Source organism: Streptomyces sp. NPDC037421, assembly GCF_055602105.1.
Genome location: NZ_JBVJWV010000004.1, coordinates 149,039 through 172,513, shown reverse-complemented (window position 1 = coordinate 172,513; position 23,475 = coordinate 149,039). Strand labels below are relative to the sequence as shown.

Genomic DNA, 23,475 nt, shown 5'->3' with positions numbered 1-23,475 from the left:
TCCATGACCACCACCACGACCGAAACGGTCCTCGACGCCCGCGGCGTCACGATGCGCTTCGGCGGCCTCACCGCCGTCAAGAACGTCGACCTCACCGTCCGCAGCGGCGAGATCGTCGGCCTCATCGGCCCCAACGGCGCCGGCAAGACCACCTTCTTCAACTGCCTCACCGGCCTCTACATCCCCACCGAGGGCGAAGTCCGGTACAAGGGCACGGTCCTGCCCCCCAAGTCCTTCAAGGTCACCGCGGCCGGCATCGCCCGCACCTTCCAGAACATCCGTCTCTTCAACAACATGACGGTCCTGGAAAACGTCCTCGTCGGACGCCACACCCGCACCAAGGAAGGCCTCTGGTCCGCCCTCCTGCGCCTCCCCAGCTTCGGCAAGGAAGAGCAGGCCAGCCGCGAGCGCGCCATGGAGCTGCTGGAGTTCATCGGCCTCGACCACAAGGCCGAGCACCTCGCCCGCAACCTCCCCTACGGTGAGCAGCGCAAGCTGGAGATCGCCCGCGCCCTCGCCAGCGACCCGGGCCTCATCCTCCTGGACGAGCCCACCGCCGGCATGAACCCGCAGGAGACCCGCGCCGCCGAAGAGCTCATCTTCGCCATCCGGGACAAGGGCATCGCCGTCCTCGTCATCGAGCACGACATGCGCTTCATCTTCAACCTCTGCGACCGCGTCGCCTGCCTCGTCCAGGGCGAGAAGCTCATCGAGGGCACCGCCGGCGAGGTCCAGAGCGACGAGCGCGTCATCGCCGCCTACCTCGGCGAGCCCTTCGAAGGCGCCCCCGGCGCCGAGGAGGTCGCCGAGGTCGAGGCCGCCGAGGAAGCCGCCGAAGCCGAGGTCGTGGCCGAAGCCGAAGCCGCCGTCGAGGCCACCGAGGACGAAGCCGCGGAAGCCGCGGAAACCGCCGAGGGCGCCGAGAGCACCGGCACCGGCGAGGCGGACAGCACCACCAGCACGGACGGAGAAGCCAAGTGACCGCACTCCTCGAGGTCGAGGACCTCCGCGTCGCCTACGGCAAGATCGAAGCCGTCAAGGGCATCTCCTTCACCGTCAACGAAGGCGAGATCGTCACCCTCATCGGGACGAACGGCGCCGGCAAGACCACCACCCTGCGCACCCTGTCCGGCCTGATCAAGCCCAAGGGCGGCCAGATCAAGTTCCAGGGCAAGTCGCTGAAGAAGGTCCCCGCGCACGACATCGTCTCGCTCGGACTCGCCCACTCCCCCGAGGGGCGGCACATCTTCCCGCGCATGTCGATCGAGGACAACCTCCTCCTCGGCGCCTTCCTCCGCAACGACAAGGAAGGCATCCAGAAGGACATCCAGCGCGCCTACGACCTCTTCCCGATCCTGGGAGAGCGCCGCAAGCAGGCCGCCGGCACCCTCTCCGGCGGCGAGCAGCAGATGCTCGCCATGGGCCGCGCGCTCATGTCGCAGCCGAAGCTGCTCATGCTGGACGAGCCCTCGATGGGCCTCTCGCCGCTGATGATGCAGAAGATCATGGCGACCATCGCCGAGCTCAAGGCGGCCGGCACCACGATCCTGCTGGTCGAGCAGAACGCCCAGGCCGCGCTGTCGCTGGCCGACCAGGGCCACGTCATGGAGATCGGCAAGATCGTCCTGTCGGGCCCGGGCCGCGAGCTCCTCGTCAACGAGGACGTCCGCAAGGCCTACCTCGGCGAGGACTGACCCCGCCGGTTCGTTCAAAGCCGTGAGGCCCGTCTCCCCTCGGGGGGAGACGGGCCTCACGCGTTGGCGCTGCCGCTACTTGCCGGCGTTCTGCTTCTTCTCCTCGGCGTCCTCGATGACCGCCTCGGCGACCTGCTGCATGGACATGCGGCGGTCCATGGAGGTCTTCTGGATCCACCGGAACGCGGCGGGCTCGGAGAGCTTGTACTCGGTCTGGAGAATGCTCTTGGCCCGGTCGACGAGCTTGCGGGTCTCCAGGCGCGCGGAAAGGTCCGCGACCTCCTTCTCCAGCGCCTTCAGCTCCGCGAACCGGGACACGGCCATCTCGATGGCCGGGACGACGTCGCTCTTGCTGAAGGGCTTGACGAGGTACGCCATGGCGCCGGCGTCCCGCGCCCGCTCGACGAGGTCTCGCTGGGAGAACGCGGTGAGCATCAGCACGGGGGCGATGGACTCCTCCGCGATCTTCTCGGCGGCGGAGATCCCGTCGAGGACGGGCATCTTCACGTCGAGGATCACCAGGTCGGGGCGGTGTTCGCGCGCGAGCTCGATGGCCGTCTGCCCGTCCCCGGCCTCGCCGACGACGGAGTAGCCCTCTTCTTCGAGCATTTCTTTCAGGTCGAGACGGATGAGCGCCTCGTCCTCGGCGATGACGACGCGGGTCGTCAGCGGCGGAACGTGCGACTGGTCGGCGTCGGGCGTGGGCGTCGACTCGTGCTCGGCGGTCACGGGGGCTCCTCTTTGCGGGGCATAACAAGCTCCCCCGAGCCTACCTAGCTACGGTAAGGTGGTGCCACGCAGGGATCCCTGATTCCTTCGTTTCTTAGGCCCCAGTACTCCAACTGGTCAGAGAGGCCGCTCTCAAACAGCGGACAGTGTGGGTTCGAATCCCACCTGGGGCACCTTTCCTTTAATTTCAAGGTCACGCGAGATTCATCGACCTTCGCCCCATTAGGGGAATCCGCCCGAAAAGGCACGTGTGAGCGCAAGATTTTCTCCAACGTCGCCCATATGTACGATCTGGCGACTCGCCGACATGCGCTAAGGGCTGTCCCGTAATCCCCGGTGGATCGGCGCACGGCGTCGGATGCGGTGCATCGCAAGGCGGAGGGGCGCCCCCGTACTGGGCGTATTCGGGCGTTCCGACAACGCAGCGAGGTGCCGTAGCCGGCGTCGTGCGCCCGCCGGGGATTACGGGACCGCCCTTAGCTCTTCTGGGCAAGGGAAGAAGCCTCAACTCGGTGAGCAAGGAAACCGGGATATCCCGCTCCGCAATCCGCGCTTGGCAGGCAGGGGGAACCGCGCCGAAGTCCGCTCGCGCCCTGCGCAGAGCCTACGGATGCGGCCTCGTATGCCCATCTGCTCGGCCTCTACCTCGGCGACGGCTGCATCAGCCCCCATCCACGCCGTGGCCACCACCTCCGGATCGCGTGCGCCGACGCCTGGCCCGGTCTCATCGAGCAGTGCCGCGCAGCGATCCTGGCCGTACGGCCGACCGACAAGGTCTACGTGTTGCAGCGCCAAGGCTGCGTGGCCGTCACCAGCTACGGACGGCACTGGACCTGTCTCTTCCCTCAGCACGCACCGGGCAAGAAGCACGAGCGGCGCATCGCCCTCCAGTCCTGGCAACAGGAGATGGTCGACGCGCGCCCATGGGAGTTCATCCGCGGACTGATCCACTCCGACGGATGCCGGATCACCAACTGGACCGTCCGGAACGGCAAGCGCTACGAGTACCCCCGGTATTTCTTCACCAACAAGTCCGCGGACATCACACGGATGCTCACCGACACCCTGGACCGGCTCGGCGTCCAGTGGAAACAGGCGGACAAGCAGAACGTCTCCATCGCCCGGAAGGAATCCGTCGCGCTCATGGACGCCCACGTCGGGCCGAAGTACTGACAGCCTTGAGTCTCCAGTGGGTGGAGACCGCAGGATGGGGGCATGGACGGCGTGACGGAGTTGTATTCGATCGGGGAGCTGGCCCGGAGGACCGGGTTGGCGGTGCGGACGATCCGCTTCTACTCCGATACGGGGGTCGTCGCGCCGTCCTGTCGTAGTCGTGCCGGGTACCGGCTGTACGACGTCGACGCGCTGGTGCGGCTGGAGCTCGTGCGGACGCTGCGGGAGCTGGGGGTGGATCTGCCCAGCGTGCGGCGGGTGCTGGATCGGGAGCTGTCGGTGGCCGAGGTGGCTGCCGCGCACGCCGATGCGGTGGAGGCGCAGATCCGGGCGTTGCGGTTGCGTCGGGCGGTGTTGCGGCTGGTGGCCGGGCGCGGGTCGGGTCCCGAGGAGGTTCGGTTGATGCATGAGGTGACGCGGTTGTCGGGCGAGGAACGCCGGCGGTGGGTGGAGTTGTTGGTGGAGGGGGCCGACGAGTCGGTGGCGGCGATGGTGCGGGCTTCGGCGCCGGAGTTGCCGGAGGATCCGTCGGTGGAGCAGGTGGCGGCGTGGGTGGAGTTGGCGGGGCTGGTGGGGGATGCGGGGTTCCGGGAGGTGTTCCGGGGGGCGCCGGGGGTGGAGGCGCCGGTTGATCCGCGGGTGGAGCGGTATTGGCGGTTGGTGTGGGTGGTGAACGGGTGGGAGGTGGTTCCGGGGTTGGTGCCTTAGGTTGGGGCGTCCGTTGGTGTGGGTGTTGGAGGGACGTCTCGATGAGCGAGAAGGCTCGGAAGCTGTTCGACGCGCTGGATCTGAACCATGACGGGGAGTTGACCCGTGCGGAGGTGATCTCGGCTCTGCGTGCGAAGGGGCCGACGTTGGCGGCGCAGGGGGATCTGCCGTTCTGGGGTCTGGGGGACGCGGATGCGTCGTCGGCCCTGTTCGATGCGGCGGACAAGAACGGTGATGCGGTGTTGTCGTTCGAGGAGTTCGAGGCCGAGGTGGATCGTCGGTTCGGTTGGTGACGGCCCCGTGTACGACGCCGCCGGGCCGCCCCTCGTGAGGGGCGGCCCGGCGGTGTTGTGGGTGGTGTCAGCGGACGGGGTCGCCGATGTGGTGGATGCGGACGAGGTTGGTCTTGCCGGTGACGCCGGGGGGTGAGCCGGCGGTGATGACGACGATGTCGCCGGGGACGCAGCGTCCGATGCGCAGGAGTTCTTCTTCGACCTGGGCGACCATGGCGTCGGTGGAGTCGACGTGGGGGCCGAGGAAGGTTTCGACGCCCCAGGTGAGGTTGAGCTGGGAGCGGGTGGCGGGGTCGGGGGTGAAGGCGAGGAGGGGGATGGGGCTGCGGTAGCGGGAGAGGCGGCGGACGGTGTCTCCGCTCTGGGTGAAGGCGACGAGGAATTTGGCGCCGAGGAAGTCGCCCATTTCGGCGGCCGCGCGGGCTACGGCTCCGCCTTGGGTGCGGGGCTTGTTGCGGTCGGTGAGGGGCGGGAGTCCCTTGGCGAGGATGTCCTCTTCGGCGGCTTCGACGATGCGGGCCATGGTGCGGACGGTTTCGACGGGGTGTTTGCCGACGCTGGTTTCGCCGGAGAGCATGACGGCGTCGGTGCCGTCGATGACGGCGTTGGCGACGTCGGAGGCTTCGGCGCGGGTGGGGCGGCTGTTGTCGATCATCGAGTCGAGCATCTGGGTGGCGACGATGACCGGCTTGGCGTTGCGCTTGGCGAGTTTGATGGCGCGCTTCTGGACGATGGGGACTTGTTCCAGGGGCATTTCGACGCCGAGGTCGCCGCGGGCGACCATGATGCCGTCGAAGGCGGCGACGATGTCGTCGATGCTTTCGACGGCCTGGGGCTTTTCGATCTTCGCGATGACGGGGAGGCGTCGGCCTTCCTCGTCCATGACGCGGTGGACGTCTTCGATGTCGCGGCCGGTGCGGACGAAGGAGAGGGCGATGACGTCGGCGCCGGTGCGCAGGGCCCAGCGGAGGTCTTCGATGTCCTTGTCGGAGAGGGCGGGGACGGAGACGGCGACGCCGGGGAGGTTGAGGCCCTTGTGGTCGGAGACCATGCCGCCTTCGATGACGCGGGTGTGGACTCGGGGGCCGTCGACGGAGGTGACTTCGAGGGTGACGCGGCCGTCGTCGACGAGGATGCGTTCGCCGGTGGTGACGTCGTCGGCGAGGCCCTTGTAGGTGGTGCCGCAGGTGTGGCGGTCGCCCTGGTGGTCTTCGACGGTGATGGTGAATTCGTCGCCGCGTTCAAGGAGTACGGGGCCTTCACGGAAGCGGCCGAGGCGGATCTTCGGGCCTTGAAGGTCGGCGAGGATGCCGACGCTGCGGCCGGTCTCGTCGGAGGCCTTTCGTACGCGCTGGTAGCGCTCCTCGTGTTCGGCGTAGGTGCCGTGGCTGAGGTTGAGGCGGGCGATGTCCATTCCGGCTTCGACCAGGGCTTTGATCTGGTCGTATGAGTCGGTGGCGGGGCCCAGGGTACATACGATTTTCGCTCGGCGCATGGGAGCGAGCGTATGCCCTACCGGGGGGTAGGAAATGAGGTACGGGCGTCTCCTCAACAACCTTTGGGCGAAAGCTTGTTGACATCTTTTGAATGTGCACGGGGGTGCTCCGATGAGCACCCCCGGAGGGGTGGCTCAGAGCTGTGGCGGGGTCATGGTGAAGCGGGCGTTGACCTGGGCGTGGACGGTCTGGCGCTGGGGTTCGAGGTCGAGGGGCGGGGCCCCGGCGTCGTCGGATCCGGCGAAGGTCATGGAGCGGTAGGCGCCGGCGGGGGCGGCCATGGCGAGGGGGGCGGCGTTCTCGGCTCCGAGGTCGGCGAGCTCGATGAGGGCGGCGAGGTCGGCGCCGAGGGCGTGGGCGTATTCGCGGGCGCGCTGGACGGCTTCGAGTACGGCTTGGCGGCGGGCTTCGCCGTGGGCGGGTGAGGTGGGGCGCAGGGCCCACCAGGGGCCGTCGACCTGGGTGAGTTCGAGGTCGGCGAGGCGGGTGGTGAGTTCGCCGAGGGTGGTGAAGTCGTTGAGTTCGGCGGTGATGTGGACGCGGCCGTGGTAGGCGCGGATGCGTTCGCCGCGGCCGTGGCGGGTGAGTTCGGGGGTGATGGAGAAGGAGCCGGTTTCGATTTTCTCGACGGGTTCGCCGTAGCTCTTGAGGAGTTCGAGGACGGTGTTGTTGCGGCGGGTGAGGTCGTCGAGGGCGGTGCGGCGGTCGGTGCCTCGGGCGCTGACGGTGATGCCGATGCGGGCGATTTCGGGGTCGACTTCGAGGCGGGCTTCTCCGCGGACGGCGACGCGGGGTACTTCGGGGGTTCCGTAGGGCTGGTGGGTGGCGTTCGGGGCGTCCTGGGTCATGGTTTCACTCTCGCACCGTGGCCCGTACGGGTGTGGTCATCGGATCGAAACCTGAGGGGGGTGTTGCGGCTTGTTACCGGTGGGTCAGAATCTACGCGCGTCGTTCACGCTTCGTAACACGCCTCACAAGGGGAGATGGCAATGGCGTTTGACCGTAGGACGTTCATGGGGGCTTCGGCTGCCACGGGTGCGGCTGTGGCGATGGCGGGGGCCACGAGCTCTCCGGCCGCCGCCGCGCCCGCTCCGTCGAAGGGGCCGAAGACCTACGCGTTCACCGTGATGGGTACGACCGATCTGCACGGGAACGTCTTCAACTGGGACTACTTCACGGACAAGGAGTTCGACGACAAGGCGCACAACGACGTCGGTCTGGCGAAGATCTCGACGCTGGTGGAGCAGGTCCGCGCGGAGAAGGGGCGTTGCAACACGCTCCTGATCGACGCGGGCGACACCATCCAGGGCACGCAGCTTTCGTACTACTACGCGAAGGTGGATCCGATCACGGCGCGGCGTGGTCCGGTGCACCCGATGGCGCAGGCGATGAACGCGATCGGCTACGACGCGGCGGCGCTGGGGAACCACGAGTTCAACTACGGCATTCCGGTGCTGCGGAAGTTCGAGGAGCAGTGTGATTTCCCGCTGCTGGGGGCGAACGCGCTGGACGCGAAGACGTTGCGGCCGGCGTTCCCGCCGTACAGCATGCACCGGCTGCGGACGCCGCACGGGCGGGACGTGAAGGTGGCGGTGCTGGGTCTGACGAATCCGGGGATCGCGATCTGGGACAAGGCGAACGTGCAGGGGAAGATGACGTTCCCGGGGCTGGAGGAGCAGGCGGCGAAGTACGTGCCGAAGCTGCGGTCGATGGGTGCGGACGTGGTGATCGTGTCGGCGCATTCGGGGTCGAGCGGTACGTCCTCGTACGGTGACCAGCTGCCGTACGTCGAGAACGCGGCGGGTCTGGTGGCGGAGCAGGTGCCGGGGATCGACGCGGTTCTGGTGGGGCACGCGCACACGGAGATCCCGGAGTACCGGGTGAAGAACAAGGCGACCGGCAAGGACGTGGTGCTGTCGGAGCCGCTGAAGTGGGGGCAGCGGCTGACGCTGTTCGACTTCGAGCTGTCGTGGGAGCGGGGCCGCTGGTCGGTGGCGAAGGTTTCGGCGAAGGTGCTGAACTCGAACACGGCGGCCGAGGACCCGAAGATCACGCGGCTGCTGTCGGACGAGCACCGCAAGGTGGTGGCGTACGTCAACCAGGTGATCGGGACGTCGACGCGGGCGATGTCGTCGGCCGAGGGTCCGGTGAAGGACGTGCCGATCATCGACCTGATCAACCACGTGCAGGCGGAGACGGTGAAGGCGGCCCTGGCCGGTTCGCAGTGGGGGTCGCTGCCTGTGCTGTCGCAGGCGTCCTGTTTCTCGCGGACGGCGGCGATACCGGCCGGCCAGGTGACGATCAGGGACGCGGCGGGGCTGTACCCGTTCGAGAACACCCTGGAGGCGCGCCTGCTGACGGGTGCGCAGCTGAAGGACTACCTGGAGTACTCGGCGCGGTACTTCGTGCAGACGGCTCCGGGTGGTGCGGTGGATCCGGCGAAGCTGACGAACGCGGAGAGCATCCCGGACTACAACTACGACGCGGTGTACGGGCTGACGTACGACATCGACATCGCGCAGCCGGTGGGTTCGCGGATCACGGGGCTGTCGTTCGCGGGGAAGCCGGTGGATCCCGCGGGGCAGTTCGTGTTCGCGGTGAACAATTACCGGGCTTCGGGTGGTGGGGCGTTCCCGCACGTGCCGAAGGCGAAGCAGTTGTGGGCGAACTCGGACGAGATCCGCAACACGATCATCCAGTGGGTGAAGGCGAAGGGCACGGTGGATCCGGCGCAGTTCGCTTCGGTGGACTGGCGGCTGACGCGGGCGGGCGTGCCCGTGTTCTAGGCGTTGCGGTCGTCCTGCGACGTGTGTGCGGCCGGGTCCTGCTGTGGCGGGTCCCGGCCGTTCGCGTCAGGGGTGGTCGACGAGGGGGCGGAGTTCGACCGGGGGGTGGGGGCGGGTGGGGGTGCGCTGTTCGAGGCCGAAGGTGGTGAAGGCGGTGCGGTGGGGCTGGGGGTAGGGCTCTTTGCCGGTGAGGGTGTTGAGGATGGCGGCGCTGCGCCAGGCGGCGAGGCCGAGGTCGGGGGTGCCGACGCCGTGGGTGTGGCGTTCGCCGTTCTGGACGAAGACGGTTCCGCTGACGGAGGGGTCGAGGATCATGCGGTAGCGGTCGTCGATGCGGGGGCGGCCGGAGGAGTCCTTGCGCATGTAGGGGTCGAGGCCGGCGAAGAGGCTGGTGAGGGGGCGTTCCTTGTAGCCGGTGGCGAGGACGACGGCGTCGGTGGTGAGGCGGGAGCGGGTGCCCTGCTGGGTGTGTTCGAGGTGGAGTTCGATTTTGGTGGTGGCCACGCGGCCTGCGGTGCGGACGGTGACTCCGGGGGTGAGGACGGTGTCGGGCCAGCCGCCGTGGAGGGTGCGTCGGTAGAGCTCTTCGTGGATGGCGGCGATGGTGGCGGTGTCGATGCCCTTGTGGAGTTGCCATTGGGCGGGGACGAGGCGGTCGCGGACGGGTTCGGGGAGGTCGTGGAAGTAGCGGGTGTAGTCGGGGGTGAAGTGTTCGAGGCCGAGCTTGGAGTACTCCATGGGGGCGAAGGAGGGGGTGCGGGCGAGCCAGGTGAGGCGTTCGCGGCCGGCGGGGCGGGTGCGGAGCAGGTCGAGGAAGACTTCGGCGCCTGACTGGCCGGAGCCGATGACGGTGACGTGTTCGGCGCCGAGGATGCGCTGGCGGTTGTCGAGGTAGTCGGCGGAGTGGATGACGGGGACGGCGGGGGCGTCGGCGAGGGGGCGCAGGGGTTCGGGGACGTAGGGGGCGGTGCCGATGCCGAGGACGAGGTTGCGGGTGTAGGTGCGGCCGAGGGCTTCGGCTTCTCCGTCGGTGTCGAGCTGGGTGTAGTCGACTTCGAAGAGGTCGCGTTCGGGGTTCCAGCGGACGGCGTCGACCTGGTGGCCGAAGTGGAGTCCGGGGAGGCGTCCGGCCACCCAGCGGCAGTAGGCGTCGTACTCGGCGCGCTGGATGTGGAACTGCTCGGCGAAGTAGAAGGGGAAGAGGCGTTCCTTGTGCTTGAGGTAGCTGAGGAAGGTCCAGGGGCTGGTGGGGTCGGCGAGGGTGACGAGGTCGGCGAGGAAGGGGACTTGGAGGGTGGCTCCTTCGAGGAGGAGTCCGGGGTGCCAGCGGAAGTCGCGGCGCTGGTCGTAGAAGGCGGTGGCGAGGCGGTCGACGCCTTGTTGGGGGAGGCCGTGGGCGAGGGCGGCGAGGGAGAGGTTGAAGGGGCCGATGCCGATTCCGACGAGGTCGTGGGGTGCATCGTGCTGGGCGGTCATCGGTGGGTGCTGCCTTCCAGGAGGGCTACGAGGGTGTCCAGGTCCCGCGTGGTGGTGTGGGGGTTGAGCAGGGTCGCCTTGAGCCAGAGCCGGCCGTCGGCGGTGGCGCGGCCGAGGACGGCGGTGCCGTCGTGGAGGAGGGTGCGGCGCAGGGCGGCGAGGCGGTCGTCGTCGGTGGGGGTGGGCCGGAAGAGGACCGTGGTGATGGTGGGGTGTGCGTGGAGTTCGAAGCCGGGGTGTGCGTCGAGGAGTTCGGCGAGCCGGTGGGCTGTGGCGCAGGTGTGGTCGATGAGCCGGGCGAGGCCGTCGCGGCCGAGTGAGCGGAGGGTGGCGACGATCTTGAAGGCGTCGGGGCGGCGGGTGGTGCGCAGGGAGCGGCCGAGGAGGTCGGGGAGGCCGGCTTCGGTGTCGTCGGTGGCGTTGAGGTAGTCGGCCTGGTGGGCGAGGGGTGCCAGGAGGGTGCTGTCGGGGACGGCGAGGAGGCCGGCGGCGACGGGTTGCCAGCCGAGTTTGTGCAGGTCGAGGGTGATGGACCGGGCGCGGTGGAGGCCGTTCAGCTTGGTGCGGTGGCGGGGGCTGAAGGCGAGGGCTCCGCCGTAGGCGGCGTCTACGTGGAGTTCGGCGCGGTGGCGCTCGCAGACGTCGGCGAGGGCGTCGAGGGGGTCGATGAGGCCCGCGTCGGTGGTGCCGGCGGTGGCGGTGACGAGGGCGGGGCCGGGGGTGCGGGCGAGGGCCTCGTCGAGGGTGGTGGGGTCGAGGGTGCCGGTGGGGGTGGGGAGGGCGGTGGTGGGGGGCAGGCCGAGGAGCCAGGCGGCGCGGGGGATGGAGTGGTGGGCGGCTGCGCCGTGGAGGACGGTGAGGCGGGGGCCGTGGCGTTCGCGGGCGAGGAGGAGGGCCAGCTGGTTGGCTTCGGTGCCGCCGGTGGTGAGGAGGGCGTCGGCGTGGGGGGTGTCGTAGAACTCGGCGGCGAGGGTGCGGGTGAGGAGGGCCTCGATGGTGGAGGCGGCGGGGGCCTGGTCCCAGGAGTCGAGGGAGGGGTTGAGGGCGCTGACGGCGAGGTCGGCGGCGGCCGCGACGGCGAGCGGGGGGCAGTGCAGGTGGGCCGCGCAGAGGGGGTCGGCGGGGTCGGCGGCGCCGGCGGCGAGGGTGTGGACGAGGGTGGCCAGCGCTTCGTGGTCGCCGGTGCCGTGGGTGGGGAGTACGTCGCCCAGTGCGGTCCGGACGCGGGCCGTGACGGTGTCGGGGCCGCCGGCGGGGAGGGGTCCTCTGCGTGCCGTCGCGCCGGTGTGGAGGGCGGTGAGGACGGTGTGGAGGAGGGGGCGGAGGGCGTCCGGGCCGTGGGCTCCGCCGGCGAGCGGGGGCGCGGGGGGTGGCGCGGGCTCGGTCATGGGCGGGCCTCCGGGGCAGGCGGACCGGCGGAACCGCTGCGCGGGGCCGGGGGTGGGCGGGACACCCTGCCGGTACAACGATCAGACCCGAATGGGGTAACCGGGTGGGGCCGGTGTGTTGCCTGCCGGGTGCGGTTCCGCTGCGCGGGGCTGTCCCCTGCCCTCCCTCCCGCCGTTCCCCGGGCGCTGCCCGGACCCGCGCCTCGAACGCCGGCGGGTCCGGATCCGGGCATGGCTGAGCGCCGCAGTTGCCAGGTCAGTACCAACTGCGGCGCTCGGTATGGGGGGCCGGGAGGGCCCGGGGGTCAGCCTGCGAGGAGGGTGAGGGTGTCGATCACGCGGTTCGAGAAGCCCCACTCGTTGTCGTACCAGGCGACGACCTTGATGTGGCGGCCCTCGACGCGGGTGAGCTCGGAGTCGAAGATCGAGGAGGCCGGGTTGCCCGTGATGTCGGAGGAGACCAGCGGGTCGTCCGAGTATTCGAGTACGCCGGCCAGCGGGCCCGCGGCCGCGGTGCGGTAGGCCTCCAGGACCTGCTCGCGGGTCACGTCGCGGGCGACGGTGGTGTTGAGCTCGACGATGGAGCCCACCGGTACGGGTACGCGGATCGAGTCGCCGGACAGCTTGCCGTCGAGCTGCGGCAGGACGAGGCCGATGGCCTTCGCGGCGCCGGTCGAGGTCGGCACGATGTTGACGCCGGCGGCGCGGGCGCGGCGCGGGTCGCGGTGCGGGCCGTCCTGGAGGTTCTGCTCCTGGGTGTAGGCGTGCACCGTGGTCATGAAGCCGTGCTCGATGCCGGCGAGGTCGTCCAGGACGGCGGCCAGCGGCGCGAGGGCGTTGGTCGTGCAGGAGGCGTTGGAGACGACGGTGTGCAGTTCCGCGTCGTAGGCGTCGGTGTTGACGCCGTAGGCGAGGGTGACGTCGGCGCCGTCGGAGGGGGCGCTGACGAGGACCTTGCGGGCGCCGGCCTTGATGTGGGCGCGGGCGGCTTCGGCGGAGGTGAAGCGGCCGGTGGCTTCGAGGACGAGGTCGACTTCGAGGTCGGCCCACGGCAGCTGGGCGGGCTCGCGTTCGGCGAGGACCTTGATGCGGTGGCCGTCGACGACGAGGACGTCGCCTTCGACGGTGACCGGGCGGCCGAGGCGGCCGGAGGTGGTGTCGTAGGCGAGCAGCCGGGCCAGGGTGGCGGGTTCGGTGAGGTCGTTGATGGCGACCACCTGGAGGTTGGTGTCGCGTTCGAGGAGCGCGCGCAGCACGTTGCGTCCGATGCGGCCGAATCCGTTGATGGCGATGCGAGTCATGTGCCTGTCCCTTCTGTTCGCGCCATCAGGTTCGCGTGTGGCGGGCGGGCGTGACAGGGGCGAGATCGCCATGGTTCGAAAGGATCCCGCCAGGGGGTCGTCAGTCGCCCTGGGTGAAGGTGCGGCGGTATTCGGTCGGGGTGGTGTCGAGGATGCGCTGGAAGTGGAGGCGCAGGTTGGCTCCGGTGCCGAGGCCGACGTCGGCGGCGATCTGTTCGACTCCGCGTTCGGAGCGTTCGAGGAGTTCGCGGGCGAGGTCGATGCGGGCGCGCATGACCCATTGCATGGGGGTGTATCCGGTGTCTTCGACGAAGCGGCGGGAGAAGGTGCGGGGGGATACGGCGGCGTGCTGGGCGAGGGTTTCGAGGGTGAGGGGTTCGGCGAGGCGGTGCAGGGCCCATTCGCGGGTGGCGGCGAAGCGTTCGCCGAGGGGCTCGGGGACGCTGCGCGGTACGTACTGGGCTTGGCCGCCGCTGCGGTAGGGGGCCGCGACGAGGCGGCGGGCGGCGTGGTTGGAGGCGGCGACGCCGAGGTCGCGGCGCAGGATGTGCAGGCACAGGTCGATGCCGGAGGCGGCGCCGGCGGAGGTGAGGACGCTGCCTTCGTCGACGAAGAGGACGTTCTCGTCGACGTGGACGTGGGGGTGTTTGGCGGCGAGGGCGCGTGCGTAGTGCCAGTGGGTGGTGGCGCGTTTGCCGTCGAGGAGGCCGGTGGCGGCGAGGGCGAACGCGCCGGTGGAGATGGCGGCGAGGCGTGCGCCGCGCCGGTGGGCGGCGGTGAGGGCGTCGAGGACGGCCTGGGGCGGGTCGTCGCGGTCGGGGAAGCGGTAGCCGGGGACGAAGACGATGTCGGCCCAGGCGAGTGCGTCGAGTCCGTGGGTGACGTAGTAGGAGAGTCCGTCGCCGCCGGTGACGAGGCCGGGTGCGGCGCCGCAGACGCGGACTTCGTAGGGCATGCTCGCGCGGGTCGTGAAGACCTGTGCGGGGATGCCGACGTCGAGCGGTTTGGCCCCCTCAAGGACGAGAACGGCGACGCGATGCAGGTGGGAGGGCGGCACAGGACAAAGCGTACGCGGGTGGGCGGGGCCCGTCGGTGCGGCCGGGGTGGTGGTGTGGCCGCCCGACGGGCGGGGGTGCGTACGGGGTCAGGCGCCGCGGACGCGCAGGGCGCGGGCGAGGTCGTCGAGCTGGTCGCCGAGTACGCGGCGCAGCATGGGGATGATCTCGGGGTCTTCGAGGCAGGTGCGGCCGGCCTGGAGGCTGGTGTGGTCGACGGCGTGGGCGGGGAACGCCCAGCGGCCGGCGGCTTCGCCGATGGCGGGGCCGCGGCGGGTGGCGAGGGCGACGGCTTCGGGGTAGTAGCGGGGTACGTAGTCGCGTACGAGGTCGCTCTGTTCGGGCTGCCAGAAGCCGTGGGCGGTGGCGGTGAAGAGGTAGTTGGACAGGGTGTCGTCGTGGAAGAGGCGCTGCCAGGCGGCGGCCTTGGCTTCGGGGGTGGGCAGGGAGGCGTGGCAGCGGGCGGCGCCTTGCTGTCCGGTGGCGCTGGGGTCGTCGGCGAGGGCGGTGTCGATGGCGGCTCCGTCCACGGCGCCGAGTACGCAGAGGCGGGCGAGGATGCGCCAGCGGAGTTCGGGGTCGAGTTCGGGGCCTCCGGTGACGGTGCCGTCGGCGAGCCAGGCGGCGATGGTGTCGGGCTGGGTGGCGCTGTCGATGAGGGTGCGTACGGCGGCGAGGCGCAGGCCGGGGTCGGTGCCGTCCTCGGTGCGGCGCAGGAGGTCGCGGGTGGCGGTGGTGATGAGGCCGAGGGCGGTGTCGCGGTCGGCGGGGGCGACGTAGAGGTCGGCGATCTGGGTGCGGGCGAAGTCGAGGACGCCCTGGACGACGGCGAGGTCGGGTTCTTCGGGGATGTGGGCGGCGAGGGTGTGGAGGTAGTCGAGGGGGTCGAGTTCGCCGTCGCGGACCATGTCGCGCAGGGAGCCCCAGACGACGGCGCGGGTGAGGGGGTCGGGGATGCGGGAGAGGTCGCGGAGGGCGGTTTCGAGGGAGGTTTCGTCGAGGCGGATCTTGGCGTAGGTGAGGTCGCCGTCGTTGAGGACGAGGAGGTCGGGGCGGGGGCCCGCGGAGGAGAGGATCTCGTCGGTGGGGACGTCGAGGCCGAGGAGTTCGGTGCGTTCGAGGGTGCCGTCGGCGGCGCGGGTGTAGGTGCCGGCGTGGATGCGGTGGGGGCGGCTGCCGTGGCGGTCGACGGTGAGGGTCCAGCCGCCGGGGCTGTCCTGGATGCGGGGGGTGAGGGTGTCGGTGCCGGTGGTGCGCAGCCAGGTTTCGGCCCAGGCGTGGACGTCGCGGTCGGTGTGGGCGGCGAGGGAGTCCACGAAGTCGGCGAGGGAGGCGTTGGCGAACTTGTGGCGGGTGAAGTGGGTGTTGATGCCGGCGAGGAAGTCCTTCTCGCCGAGCCAGGCGACGAGCTGGCGCAGGGCGGAGGCGCCCTTGGCGTAGGAGATGCCGTCGAAGTTGAGGAGGGCGGAGGCGGTGTCGGGGACGTCGTCGGGGCCGGGGGCGACGGGGTGGGTGGAGGAGCGCTGGTCGGCGGCGTAGCCCCAGGGCTTGCGTTCCATGCCGAACGCGGTCCAGGTGCCGGTGAAGCGGGTGGCTTCGGTGAGGGTCTGGTAGCCCATGTATTCGGCGAAGGACTCGTTGAGCCAGATGTCGTCGAACCAGGCGAGGGTGACGAGGTCGCCGAACCACATGTGGGCCATCTCGTGGGCGATGACCATGGCGCGGCGCTGGCGTTCGGTGTCGGTGACGGCGGAGCGGAAGACGAATTCGTCGCGGAAGGTGACGAGGCCGGGGTTTTCCATGGCGCCGGCGTTGAACTCGGGGACGAAGGCCTGGTCGTAGGAGTCGAAGGGGTAGGGCTCGGTGAACTTCTCGTGGTAGCGGTCGAAGCAGGCGGTGGTGACGGAGAGGATCTCGTCGGCGTCGGCGTCGAGGTGGGGGGCGAGGGACTTGCGGCAGTGGATGCCGAAGGGGAGGCCGGCGTGGGTGGTGGTGATGCTGTGCCAGGGGCCTGCGGCGATGGCGGCGAGGTAGGTGGAGATGACGGGGGTGGCGGCTGACTGCCAGACGCCGGCTCCGTCGCTCTTGTCGCGGTTGCCGAAGTGGGTGGTGATGCCGTTGGTGAGGACGGTCCAGTGTGCGGGGGCGGCGACGGTGAACTCGAAGACGGCCTTCAGGTCGGGCTGGTCGAAGGCGGGGAAGACGCGCTGGACGTCGTCCATGAACATCTGGGAGTAGACGTACGTCTCCCCGTCCGCGGGGTCGGTGAAGCGGTGCAGTCCCTCGCCGGTGCGGGAGTAGCGCATGCGGGCGTCGATGCGCAGCTCGTGGGGGCCGGGGGTGAGGCCGGTGAGCGGGAGCCGGTTGCCGTCGAGGGTGGCGGGGTCGAGCGGGTTGCCGTCGAGGGTGGCGGTGCGCAGCTCGTCCGGCTTGAGTTCGACGAAGGTGTCTCCGGCGGCGCGGGCGGTGAACCGGATGACGGTGGTGGAGTCGAACGTCTCTTCGCCGGTGGTGAGGTCGAGGCCGACGACGTAGTTGTGGACGTCGAGGAGCTGGGCTCGGAGCTGCGCTTCGTTGCGCGTCAGTGCGGACATGCGGCCCATGCTGCCGGATGGCCGCGCCCGCTCCCAGGGGTTTCGCGGGCGGGTGGGGCGGGTCCGGGGCGGGTGGTGCGGCCGGGGCCGGGCGGGTGCCCGCCCCGGGGCCTGTTACTCCTCGCCGGCGGCGATGGTCTCGTGGTGGCGGATGACTTCGGCGATGATGAAGTTGAGGAGTTTTTCGGCGAAGGCCGGGTCGAGTTTGGCGCTTTCGGCGAGCTGGCGGAGGCGGGCGATCTGGCTGGCCTCGCGGCCCGGGTCGGCCGGGGGCAGCTGGTGCTTGGCCTTGAGGTGGCCGACCTGCTGGGTGCACTTGAAGCGCTCGGCGAGCATGTGGACCACGGCCGCGTCGATGTTGTCGATGCTGTCGCGCAGGCGGGACAGTTCGGCGGTGACGTTCTCGTCGATCTCGTCGATGTCGCTGTTGTTCATGGTTCCCGAGCTTACGTGGCGGGCGTCGTCGGCACCTCTGTCAGTCGGTCCGTGAGACGGGGACCGGGACGGGTGGTTCACAGGGGCAGGTGGGCGGTGACGAGCCAGCCGCCTTCGGGTGCGGGGCCGGCGGTGAGGGAGCCGCCGAGGGCTTCGGCGCGTTCGGCCATCCCGGCCAGGCCGTAGCCGCCGCCGCGCGCGTTTTCGGAGAGTTTGGCGGGGTGTCCGCCGTCGTCGGCGATGCGTACTTCGAGGCCGGTGGGGATGGTGCGCAGGCCGATGCGGACGGCGGTGGCGGTGGCGGCGTGTTTGGCGATGTTGGTGAGGGCTTCGAGGACGATGCGGTGGGCGGTGGCGGCGACGTGGGCGGGGAGGCGGCTTTCGAGGCCCTGTTCGATGTAGAGGACGACGGGCGGGCCGGTGGCGGAGAAGCGTTCGGTGAGTTCGCGGATGTCGGCGAGACCGGCGACGGGGGCGGTGGCGGGGGCGGTGGCGGGCTGGGTGCCGGGGCCGTCGTTCTCGCGGAGGATCTTGACCAGGCGGCGCATGGAGCCGAGGGCCTGGTCGCCGGCGGTTTCGATGCGGCCGAGGACCTCGGCGGCGCGGTCGGCGTCGACGCGGGTGAAGCGGGCGGCGCGGGCTTCGACGACGATGCCGGTGACGTGGTGGGCGACGAGGTCGTGGAGTTCGCGGGCGAGTTCCAGGCGTTCGGCGGTGCGTACGGCGTGCAGTTCGCGGACGCGTTGGACGGACTGGAGGCGCAGGAGGAGGGAGTAGGCGGCCACGACGACGGCGAGGACGGAGAAGAGGAGGGTGAAGCGGCCGGGGCTGGTGTCGCGGACGGGGGCGGCCATGCAGCCGAGGCCGAGGACGGGGCCGAGTACGGCGGCGGTGCGGGCGGGGGCGCGCAGCAGGACCTGGGAGAGGAGGACGAGCAGGGCGATGGCCTCGCCGGCGCCCCAGACGATGACGGGGCGGTTGCCGAAGACCAGCAGGAGGGTGACGGTCCAGGTGGTGGCGGCGGCGAACCAGGCGCGGGTCAGGAGGCGGATGCCGGGCCAGGGTGCGGCGCTGAGGCAGACGAGGAGGCCGGAGGCCCAGACGGCGGCGTGCGGGGGGCTGGGCTGGCGGGCGAGGACGATGCCCTCGAAGGTGACGAGGGAGAGCAGGAGCAGGCAGAGCAGCAGCCGGATCCGGTCGGCGGCGCGGGGGTGGCGGCGTGCCCAGGAGGCGAGGGGGCTCATGGCCGGCCCCGGGGTCCGGTCTCGACGGGGTCGGGGCCGGACGGCGGGGTGCCGGGCCCGCCGGGGGTCACGGCCCCGTGCCCGGGGCGGCGGCCGGTCCGGCACGGCCGTCGGCCGGGGGGCCCGGGGAGCCTGGGGAACCCGGCGGGGCGTGGCCGGGACGTGGGTGCCGTACGGGCCCGCCGGCGGGGCCGGGTCACGCGGCCGTGGCGGCGAGGCCGCTTTCCCAGGCCCAGGCGGCGATCTCGACGCGGTTGCGGGCGTCGAGTTTGGCCTGGACGTTGGCGAGGTGGGTTTTGACGGTGGAGAGGGAGACGTACAGTTCGGCGGCGATCTCGGCGTTGGTGAGCCCGCGCGCGAGGCAGCGGACGACTTCCCGTTCGCGTTCGGTGAGGGGTTCGGCGGGGCGGCGGGCGGTCTGGGCGGCGGGTGTGCGGGGGGCCATTTCGCGCAGCAGGCGCACGGTGATGGCGGGTGAGACGAGGGCGTCGCCGACGGCCGCGGCGCGGACGGCTTCGACGAGCATGGCCGGGCTGGCGTCCTTGAGGAGGAAGCCGGAGGCTCCGCCGTGCAGGGCCGCGTGGACGTATTCGTCGAGGTCGAAGGTGGTGACGATGACGATGCGGGTGGTGTCCTGGCCGGCGAGCCGGCGGGTGACTTCGAGTCCGTCGAGCCTGGGCATGCGGATGTCGAGGAGGAGGACGTCGGGCCGGTGCTCGGCGACGGCCGCGAGGGCCGCTTCGCCGTCGACGACGTCGGCGACGACCTCGATGTCGGGCATGCTTTCGAGGATCATGCGGAATCCGGTTCTGACCATTTCCTGGTCGTCCGCGATGACCACTCTGATCGTCATGCGCCGCCTGCCCCACTGTCGCCCGCCGATGCCGCTGGATTCCTCCCATGGGACCCGCGCGCGCTGCCGCCCGCAACCGCAGGGCGGCGGGAGGCACGGATATCGACCTTAGGGGCGTTCGGGACATTGCGCCTCGCCCTTCCGGCCGGTTCGGGCCCGGCCGGAAGGACGAGTGAGAGGGGCCGAGGGGAACTGCCGGGGACTACAGGGCGGCCGCGGCGGCCTTGATGTCGGCGGCGAAGGTGGAGACCTCGGTGTACACGCCGGGGTAGCCGGCCCGGGCGCAGCCCTCGCCCCAGCTGACGATGCCGACCTGGATCCAGGCGTTGCTGCTGTCGCGGCGGAACATGGGGCCGCCGGAGTCGCCCTGGCAGGTGTCGACTCCGCCCTGGGCGTAGCCGGCGCAGATCTCCTCGCCGGGGACGAGGTCGTTGCCGTAGGAGCTCTGGCAGGAGGCGTCGGAGACGAAGGGGACCTGGGCCTTGAGGAGGTAGCGCTGCTGGCCGCCGCCTTCGCGGGCGGCGCCCCAGCCGGCGACGGTGAAGGTGCCGTTGTCGTAGGCCTTGGTGTCGGCGATCTTGAGGGTGGGCAGGTTGATCGGCTTGGCGAGCTTGATCAGGGCCCAGTCCTTGCCCTTGCCGTTGTAGCCGGGGGCCTGGAGCACCTTGGTGGACTTGACCTTGGTGGCGCTGCTGCTCTGGAGGTCGACGACGCCGGCGGTGGCGGTGATGGAGGTGTTGTTGCCGGAGCCGCTGACGCAGTGGGCGGCGGTGAGGACGATCTGCTGGGTGTAGAGGGCCCCGCCGCAGCCCATGGAGAGGCGGACCATGAAGGGGAACTCGCCCTGTGCGGCACGGGTTCCGCCGACGACGGGGGTGGGTGAGGCGTTGGCGCCTGCGGGCTGGAGGCTGACGGCGGCGAGGGTGACGGCGCCGACGGCGAGGGCGCGCTTGACGATTCTGCCAAGGGTGGTCACGGTCAACACACTGCCTTTCGTGGGGGGTTGGGCTGTGCGTGCCATCGGGTGAATGACGCGTCCATGACACATCCACCACCGCGCCCGCATCAAGAACGCCTTTTCGGACAAGTTCCGGCCCCGCCGCCGGGGGCGAATCACCATTCACCGGGCGGCCACGAAAAGTTTCCTACCAGCCAGTAGACATGGGTGCGGTTCTGGCCAACTCTGGTCACGTACATGCCAAACCGTGACCGAGGAGCGCCCCCACATGCGCAGCACCCGCCGCACCCGCACGTCCCGTACCGCCGCCGCCACCGTGGCCGTCGCCGCCGCCGTGCTGACCCTGCTTCCGGCCACCGCCGCCGAAGCGGCCCCCGCCGCCCCCGCGCCGGTCCCGGCGCCGGTCACCGCCGCCGCCATCACCTCCGCGCCCGGCGGCAACGCGGCGATCCTCGGCATCGACTACGCCACCTGGCAGCGCGACGTGGCCGCCGTCATCGACGCCGCGCGCCCCGCCATCGAGCGGCGCATCGCCGCCTCACCGGCCGGCGAGAAGCCCGCGATCGTCCTCGACATCGACAACTCCTCGCTGGAGACGGACTTCCACTGGTTCTGGACGTTCCCGACGCCCGCGATCGAGAAGGTCCGCGCACTGACCCAGTACGCGGACCAGCGCGGTGTGGCGATCTTCTTCGTCACCGCCCGCCCCGGGATCGTGTACTCGATGACCGAGCGGAACCTGAAGTCGGTCGGCTACCCGGTGAGCGGGCTGTACGTGCGTGACCTGCCGGCCCTGTTCGAGCAGGTCAGCGCGTACAAGACGGCCAAGCGGGCCGAGATCGAGGCGCGCGGCTACACGATCATCGCCAACATCGGGAACAACGAGAGCGACCTGGTCGGCGGGCACGCCGAGCGCACCGTCAAGCTGCCCGACTACGGCGGCAAGCTGTCCTGACCCGGCGCCCCCCGGCGGCCGCCCCCCGGCGGCCGCCCATGCCGGGGCCGCCGGTTCAGCCGCCGCACCCTCCGCAGTTGTCGAGGCCCCGTCGCCACACCTGAGGGCTCTGCGGCTCGCAGGCGTCCTCGTCGGCCCAGGAGCCGCGATCGTCGTCCTTCTTCTCCTCGACGACGCCCACGATCATGCCCGTGAGCGTCACGGGCGCGATGGCGATGGCGATCATCCACCAGCCGATGCCCGCCTGGACGCCCTGGAAGTCCGGGTCCCACAGGATCCAGCCGAGCGCCCCCCATACCGCGAGGATCAGCGCCCAGCCGATCGCCAACCAGCGGTCTTCCCGGCTCATGCTCCACCCCCGTCACCGTCGTACCCGGCTCGTGCCCTGGGCGCGGCACCGGAACACGTGGCTCCGTCAGGTATCTCCGGCGGCGCCCGCTTCGCCCGCGATCGCGTTGACCGCCGCCCGGGCGAAGGCCGTCGCCGGGCCGACGGTCGCCCCCGGGCCCGGACGCACTGGGCGCCGGCGCGGGCGATGGACAACATGATGGGCCGGCCGCGGTTCAGCGAGCGGATGTAGCGGGTAGTCATATGGCAGCGCACGAGAAGGGCTCCGGCCCCGACCCCTCGCCAGGGGGCCGGGCCCGGAGCCCTTTCCGCTAGGGCTTGTTCCTCGGACCGCCCGGGCAGACCTGCCAGGCGAGGTGGTAGAGGGTGCTGACGCTGGCGTCGGTGGAGTCCATGGCCATGAAGCTCGTGGTCTGGGGGCTGGAGGTGCCGGCGTTCACGCGCAGTTCGGTGTTGATGTTGAAGTTGCGCTTCTCGCCGCACGGGGCCCAGACGAGGTCCGCGTATTCCGTCTTGTCGCTCGTCTGCCAGTTGTCGTTGAGGGGGCCGTTGAACTGGTGGGTCCGCTGGGACGTCTGCGGCATTCCCTGGAAGTAGTAGTTCGCCCTTTCCTGGCCGGACGCGCCGGGCTGGAGGAATGCGAATCCGCGGTAATCGGCCTGCACGATGGCGTAGGTGAAGCCGGAGGGCACGTGGACGCGGAGATTGAGCTGGCAGTTCTTGCGGAAGGCGGTCGGCGGGGCGCCGGGGCCGACCTGGGCCATGTAGTCGCTGTAGGTGACGGTGAAGGCGGTGTTGTCGGGGGCGACGGCGACCTGGGCGGTGCCTTCGCGGCAGCCGGAGCCGTTGACGGTGGCGAGTTCGATCACGATCTTGTCGGGCGGGACGGTGATCGGGCCGCCGGCGACGGCGGGGGTGGACGCGGTGACCAGGGCGGCGGCCGCGGCGCCGATGAGCAGGGTGCGGGTCCTGGGACGGGACATCGTTGTCACTCCTGACCTTCGAGTGGCTTCGGGCGCTGGCGTCAGCGGGCGGGACATTCCTTCCACTCGAAGTGGTAGACGGTGCTGACGCTGCCGTCGGTCGAGTCCATGCTCATGAAGCTCAGTGCCTGCGGGCTGGACGTGCCCCCGTAGACCCGCAGTTCGGTGTTGACGTTGAGGTTGCGCTCCTCGCCGCAGGGGGCCCAGACGAGGTCGGCGTACTCGGTCTGGTCGCTGGCCTGCCAGTTGTCGGTGAAGGGGCCGTTGAACTGGTGGGTGCTGCGGGCCGTCTGGGCGGCGCCCTGCAAGTAGTAGTTCGCGCGCTCCTGGCCGTAGGCCCCGCGCTGGAGGTGGGCGAAGCCGCGGTAGTCGGCGCGGGCGATGGCGTACGTGAACCCCTGGGGGACGTGGATCCGCAGGGCCAGCTGGCAGTTCTTGCGGAACTCGGTGCCGCCGGAGCCGGCTCCGGTCTGGGCGAGGTAGTTGCTGTAGGTGACGGTGAAGGCCGTGTTGTCGGAGGCGGCGGCGACGGTGGCGGTGCCCTGGGGACAGCCCGAGCCGTTGACGCCGACGACGTCGACGGTGATGCGGCCGGGCGGCGGAATGTACGGGGGGTCGGCCTGGGCCCGGGCGGGTGCGGCCACGGCCGACAACACCGCGATGGCGGCGCCGACGGCAATTCTGCGGAGCGGCATGTTCGGTTCCCCATTCGTCGGGAATTCGGCGTGGACATGCCATCACGCTGCCGCTGGGGCGGGGAGGGCGTGATACGGCCAACGCCGTTCCGGGGTTTCCCGGGCACCTTTCCTGGCCGGAACCGGCGGAGCCGCCGCGTCCGTCACACCGCCCATCAGCCCGGGCCCGCCGGGCCTGATCCACCCCGTCGCCCACGATGGCCGGTTCCCCGGCCCCGGGACGGCGCCGCCCCGCGCCGCACCCGCCCCTCCCCGGGAAGCGGGGGCGGGGAGGGGCGGAGCCGCACCGCACGAGCCGACCGGGCCGGAGC

21 protein-coding genes, 1 tRNA gene and 1 pseudogene are annotated in these 23,475 nt (G+C 70.6%); 8 read left to right on the top strand and 15 right to left on the bottom strand.

Annotation, left to right across the window (positions count from 1 at the left end; all coding sequences use genetic code 11):
* The first annotated feature begins 3 nt into the window (after positions 1–3).
* Both ACZ7IF_RS08415 and ACZ7IF_RS08410 read left to right on the top strand, forming a co-directional pair.
* Positions 4–981, top strand: coding sequence for an ABC transporter ATP-binding protein (locus ACZ7IF_RS08415; RefSeq protein ID WP_470965083.1), 978 nt, complete (start codon positions 4–6; stop codon positions 979–981).
* Positions 978–1,694, top strand: a complete 717-nt coding sequence (locus tag ACZ7IF_RS08410) for an ABC transporter ATP-binding protein (protein ID WP_427712357.1) — start codon at positions 978–980, stop codon at positions 1,692–1,694. Before ACZ7IF_RS08415 ends, ACZ7IF_RS08410 begins: the two co-directional genes overlap by 4 nt.
* A 75-nt stretch (positions 1,695–1,769) precedes the next feature.
* Here the strand turns inward: ACZ7IF_RS08410 and ACZ7IF_RS08405 are convergent, their stop codons facing one another.
* Entirely contained in the window at positions 1,770–2,423 is a 654-nt protein-coding gene (locus tag ACZ7IF_RS08405) for an ANTAR domain-containing response regulator (protein ID WP_470965081.1), read from the bottom strand.
* 98 nt (positions 2,424–2,521) lie between these two features.
* Here ACZ7IF_RS08405 and ACZ7IF_RS08400 point away from each other — a divergent pair.
* The 4 genes and pseudogenes from ACZ7IF_RS08400 to ACZ7IF_RS08385 all read left to right on the top strand — a co-directional run bounded on the left by ACZ7IF_RS08400 (position 2,522) and on the right by ACZ7IF_RS08385 (position 4,597).
* A tRNA-Leu gene (locus tag ACZ7IF_RS08400) sits at positions 2,522–2,596 on the top strand.
* A 273-nt stretch (positions 2,597–2,869) separates the two neighbouring features.
* Positions 2,870–3,596 (top strand): annotated as a pseudogene (locus ACZ7IF_RS08395) (transcriptional regulator).
* A 42-nt stretch (positions 3,597–3,638) separates the two neighbouring features.
* Positions 3,639–4,304, top strand: a complete 666-nt coding sequence (locus ACZ7IF_RS08390; protein ID WP_470965078.1) for a MerR family transcriptional regulator — start codon at positions 3,639–3,641, stop codon at positions 4,302–4,304.
* A 41-nt stretch (positions 4,305–4,345) separates the two neighbouring features.
* Entirely contained in the window at positions 4,346–4,597 is a 252-nt protein-coding gene (locus tag ACZ7IF_RS08385) for an EF-hand domain-containing protein (protein ID WP_470965075.1), read from the top strand.
* 67 nt (positions 4,598–4,664) lie between these two features.
* Here ACZ7IF_RS08385 and pyk read toward each other — a convergent pair whose 3' ends face one another.
* Positions 4,665–6,092: a pyruvate kinase gene (gene pyk, locus ACZ7IF_RS08380; RefSeq protein WP_470965072.1), complete on the bottom strand. Its 1,428-nt coding sequence runs from the start codon at positions 6,090–6,092 to the stop codon at positions 4,665–4,667.
* Positions 6,093–6,227: 135 nt separating this feature from the next.
* Positions 6,228–6,941, bottom strand: coding sequence for an SIMPL domain-containing protein (locus ACZ7IF_RS08375; RefSeq protein WP_470965069.1), 714 nt, complete (start codon positions 6,939–6,941; stop codon positions 6,228–6,230).
* Between the two features lie 141 nt (positions 6,942–7,082).
* On the opposite strand from ACZ7IF_RS08375, the gene ACZ7IF_RS08370 reads away from it, so the two are divergent.
* Complete coding sequence (locus ACZ7IF_RS08370; protein WP_470965066.1) at positions 7,083–8,879, top strand: bifunctional metallophosphatase/5'-nucleotidase; 1,797 nt, start codon at positions 7,083–7,085, stop codon at positions 8,877–8,879.
* A 66-nt stretch (positions 8,880–8,945) separates the two neighbouring features.
* Here the strand turns inward: ACZ7IF_RS08370 and ACZ7IF_RS08365 are convergent, their stop codons facing one another.
* From ACZ7IF_RS08365 to ACZ7IF_RS08325, 9 genes are all read right to left on the bottom strand, one after another.
* A complete protein-coding gene (locus tag ACZ7IF_RS08365; RefSeq protein ID WP_470965064.1) occupies positions 8,946–10,355 on the bottom strand; it encodes a lysine N(6)-hydroxylase/L-ornithine N(5)-oxygenase family protein in 1,410 nt (469 codons plus the stop codon).
* The gene (locus ACZ7IF_RS08360) at positions 10,352–11,743 is read right to left on the bottom strand and encodes a pyridoxal phosphate-dependent decarboxylase family protein (protein WP_470965061.1); all 1,392 of its coding nucleotides are present in this window, start codon (positions 11,741–11,743) and stop codon (positions 10,352–10,354) included. The genes ACZ7IF_RS08365 and ACZ7IF_RS08360 overlap by 4 nt, the downstream gene beginning before the upstream one ends.
* A 305-nt stretch (positions 11,744–12,048) precedes the next feature.
* Complete coding sequence (gene gap / locus ACZ7IF_RS08355; RefSeq protein WP_470965058.1) at positions 12,049–13,044, bottom strand: type I glyceraldehyde-3-phosphate dehydrogenase; 996 nt, start codon at positions 13,042–13,044, stop codon at positions 12,049–12,051.
* A gap of 100 nt (positions 13,045–13,144) precedes the next feature.
* Positions 13,145–14,101: a GlxA family transcriptional regulator gene (locus ACZ7IF_RS08350; RefSeq protein WP_470965055.1), complete on the bottom strand. Its 957-nt coding sequence runs from the start codon at positions 14,099–14,101 to the stop codon at positions 13,145–13,147.
* Between the two features lie 87 nt (positions 14,102–14,188).
* Positions 14,189–16,693 (bottom strand): aminopeptidase N, encoded by a 2,505-nt coding sequence (pepN, locus tag ACZ7IF_RS08345; RefSeq protein ID WP_470965052.1) that lies wholly within the window; start codon positions 16,691–16,693, stop codon positions 14,189–14,191.
* A 114-nt stretch (positions 16,694–16,807) separates the two neighbouring features.
* Positions 16,808–17,128: a chorismate mutase gene (locus ACZ7IF_RS08340; RefSeq protein ID WP_125817182.1), complete on the bottom strand. Its 321-nt coding sequence runs from the start codon at positions 17,126–17,128 to the stop codon at positions 16,808–16,810.
* Between the two features lie 77 nt (positions 17,129–17,205).
* Complete coding sequence (locus ACZ7IF_RS08335; RefSeq protein WP_470965049.1) at positions 17,206–18,372, bottom strand: sensor histidine kinase; 1,167 nt, start codon at positions 18,370–18,372, stop codon at positions 17,206–17,208.
* A gap of 196 nt (positions 18,373–18,568) precedes the next feature.
* Entirely contained in the window at positions 18,569–19,225 is a 657-nt protein-coding gene (locus ACZ7IF_RS08330) for a response regulator (RefSeq protein WP_470965046.1), read from the bottom strand.
* A gap of 202 nt (positions 19,226–19,427) precedes the next feature.
* Positions 19,428–20,246, bottom strand: coding sequence for a S1 family peptidase (locus ACZ7IF_RS08325; RefSeq protein WP_470965043.1), 819 nt, complete (start codon positions 20,244–20,246; stop codon positions 19,428–19,430).
* Between the two features lie 205 nt (positions 20,247–20,451).
* Here ACZ7IF_RS08325 and ACZ7IF_RS08320 point away from each other — a divergent pair, with 205 nt between their 5' ends.
* Positions 20,452–21,138 carry an HAD family acid phosphatase gene (locus ACZ7IF_RS08320; RefSeq protein WP_470965040.1) on the top strand — a complete coding sequence of 229 codons (687 nt, stop codon included), beginning with the start codon at positions 20,452–20,454 and terminating at the stop codon, positions 21,136–21,138.
* A gap of 55 nt (positions 21,139–21,193) precedes the next feature.
* On the opposite strand, the gene ACZ7IF_RS08315 is transcribed toward ACZ7IF_RS08320, so the two are convergent.
* The 3 genes from ACZ7IF_RS08315 to ACZ7IF_RS08305 all read right to left on the bottom strand — a co-directional run bounded on the left by ACZ7IF_RS08315 (position 21,194) and on the right by ACZ7IF_RS08305 (position 23,164).
* A complete protein-coding gene (locus tag ACZ7IF_RS08315; RefSeq protein ID WP_470965037.1) occupies positions 21,194–21,487 on the bottom strand; it encodes a hypothetical protein in 294 nt (97 codons plus the stop codon).
* Between the two features lie 310 nt (positions 21,488–21,797).
* Entirely contained in the window at positions 21,798–22,469 is a 672-nt protein-coding gene (locus tag ACZ7IF_RS08310; protein ID WP_470965034.1) for a DUF4360 domain-containing protein, read from the bottom strand.
* A gap of 41 nt (positions 22,470–22,510) precedes the next feature.
* The gene (locus tag ACZ7IF_RS08305; protein WP_470965031.1) at positions 22,511–23,164 is read right to left on the bottom strand and encodes a DUF4360 domain-containing protein; all 654 of its coding nucleotides are present in this window, start codon (positions 23,162–23,164) and stop codon (positions 22,511–22,513) included.
* Positions 23,165–23,475 lie beyond the last annotated feature (311 nt).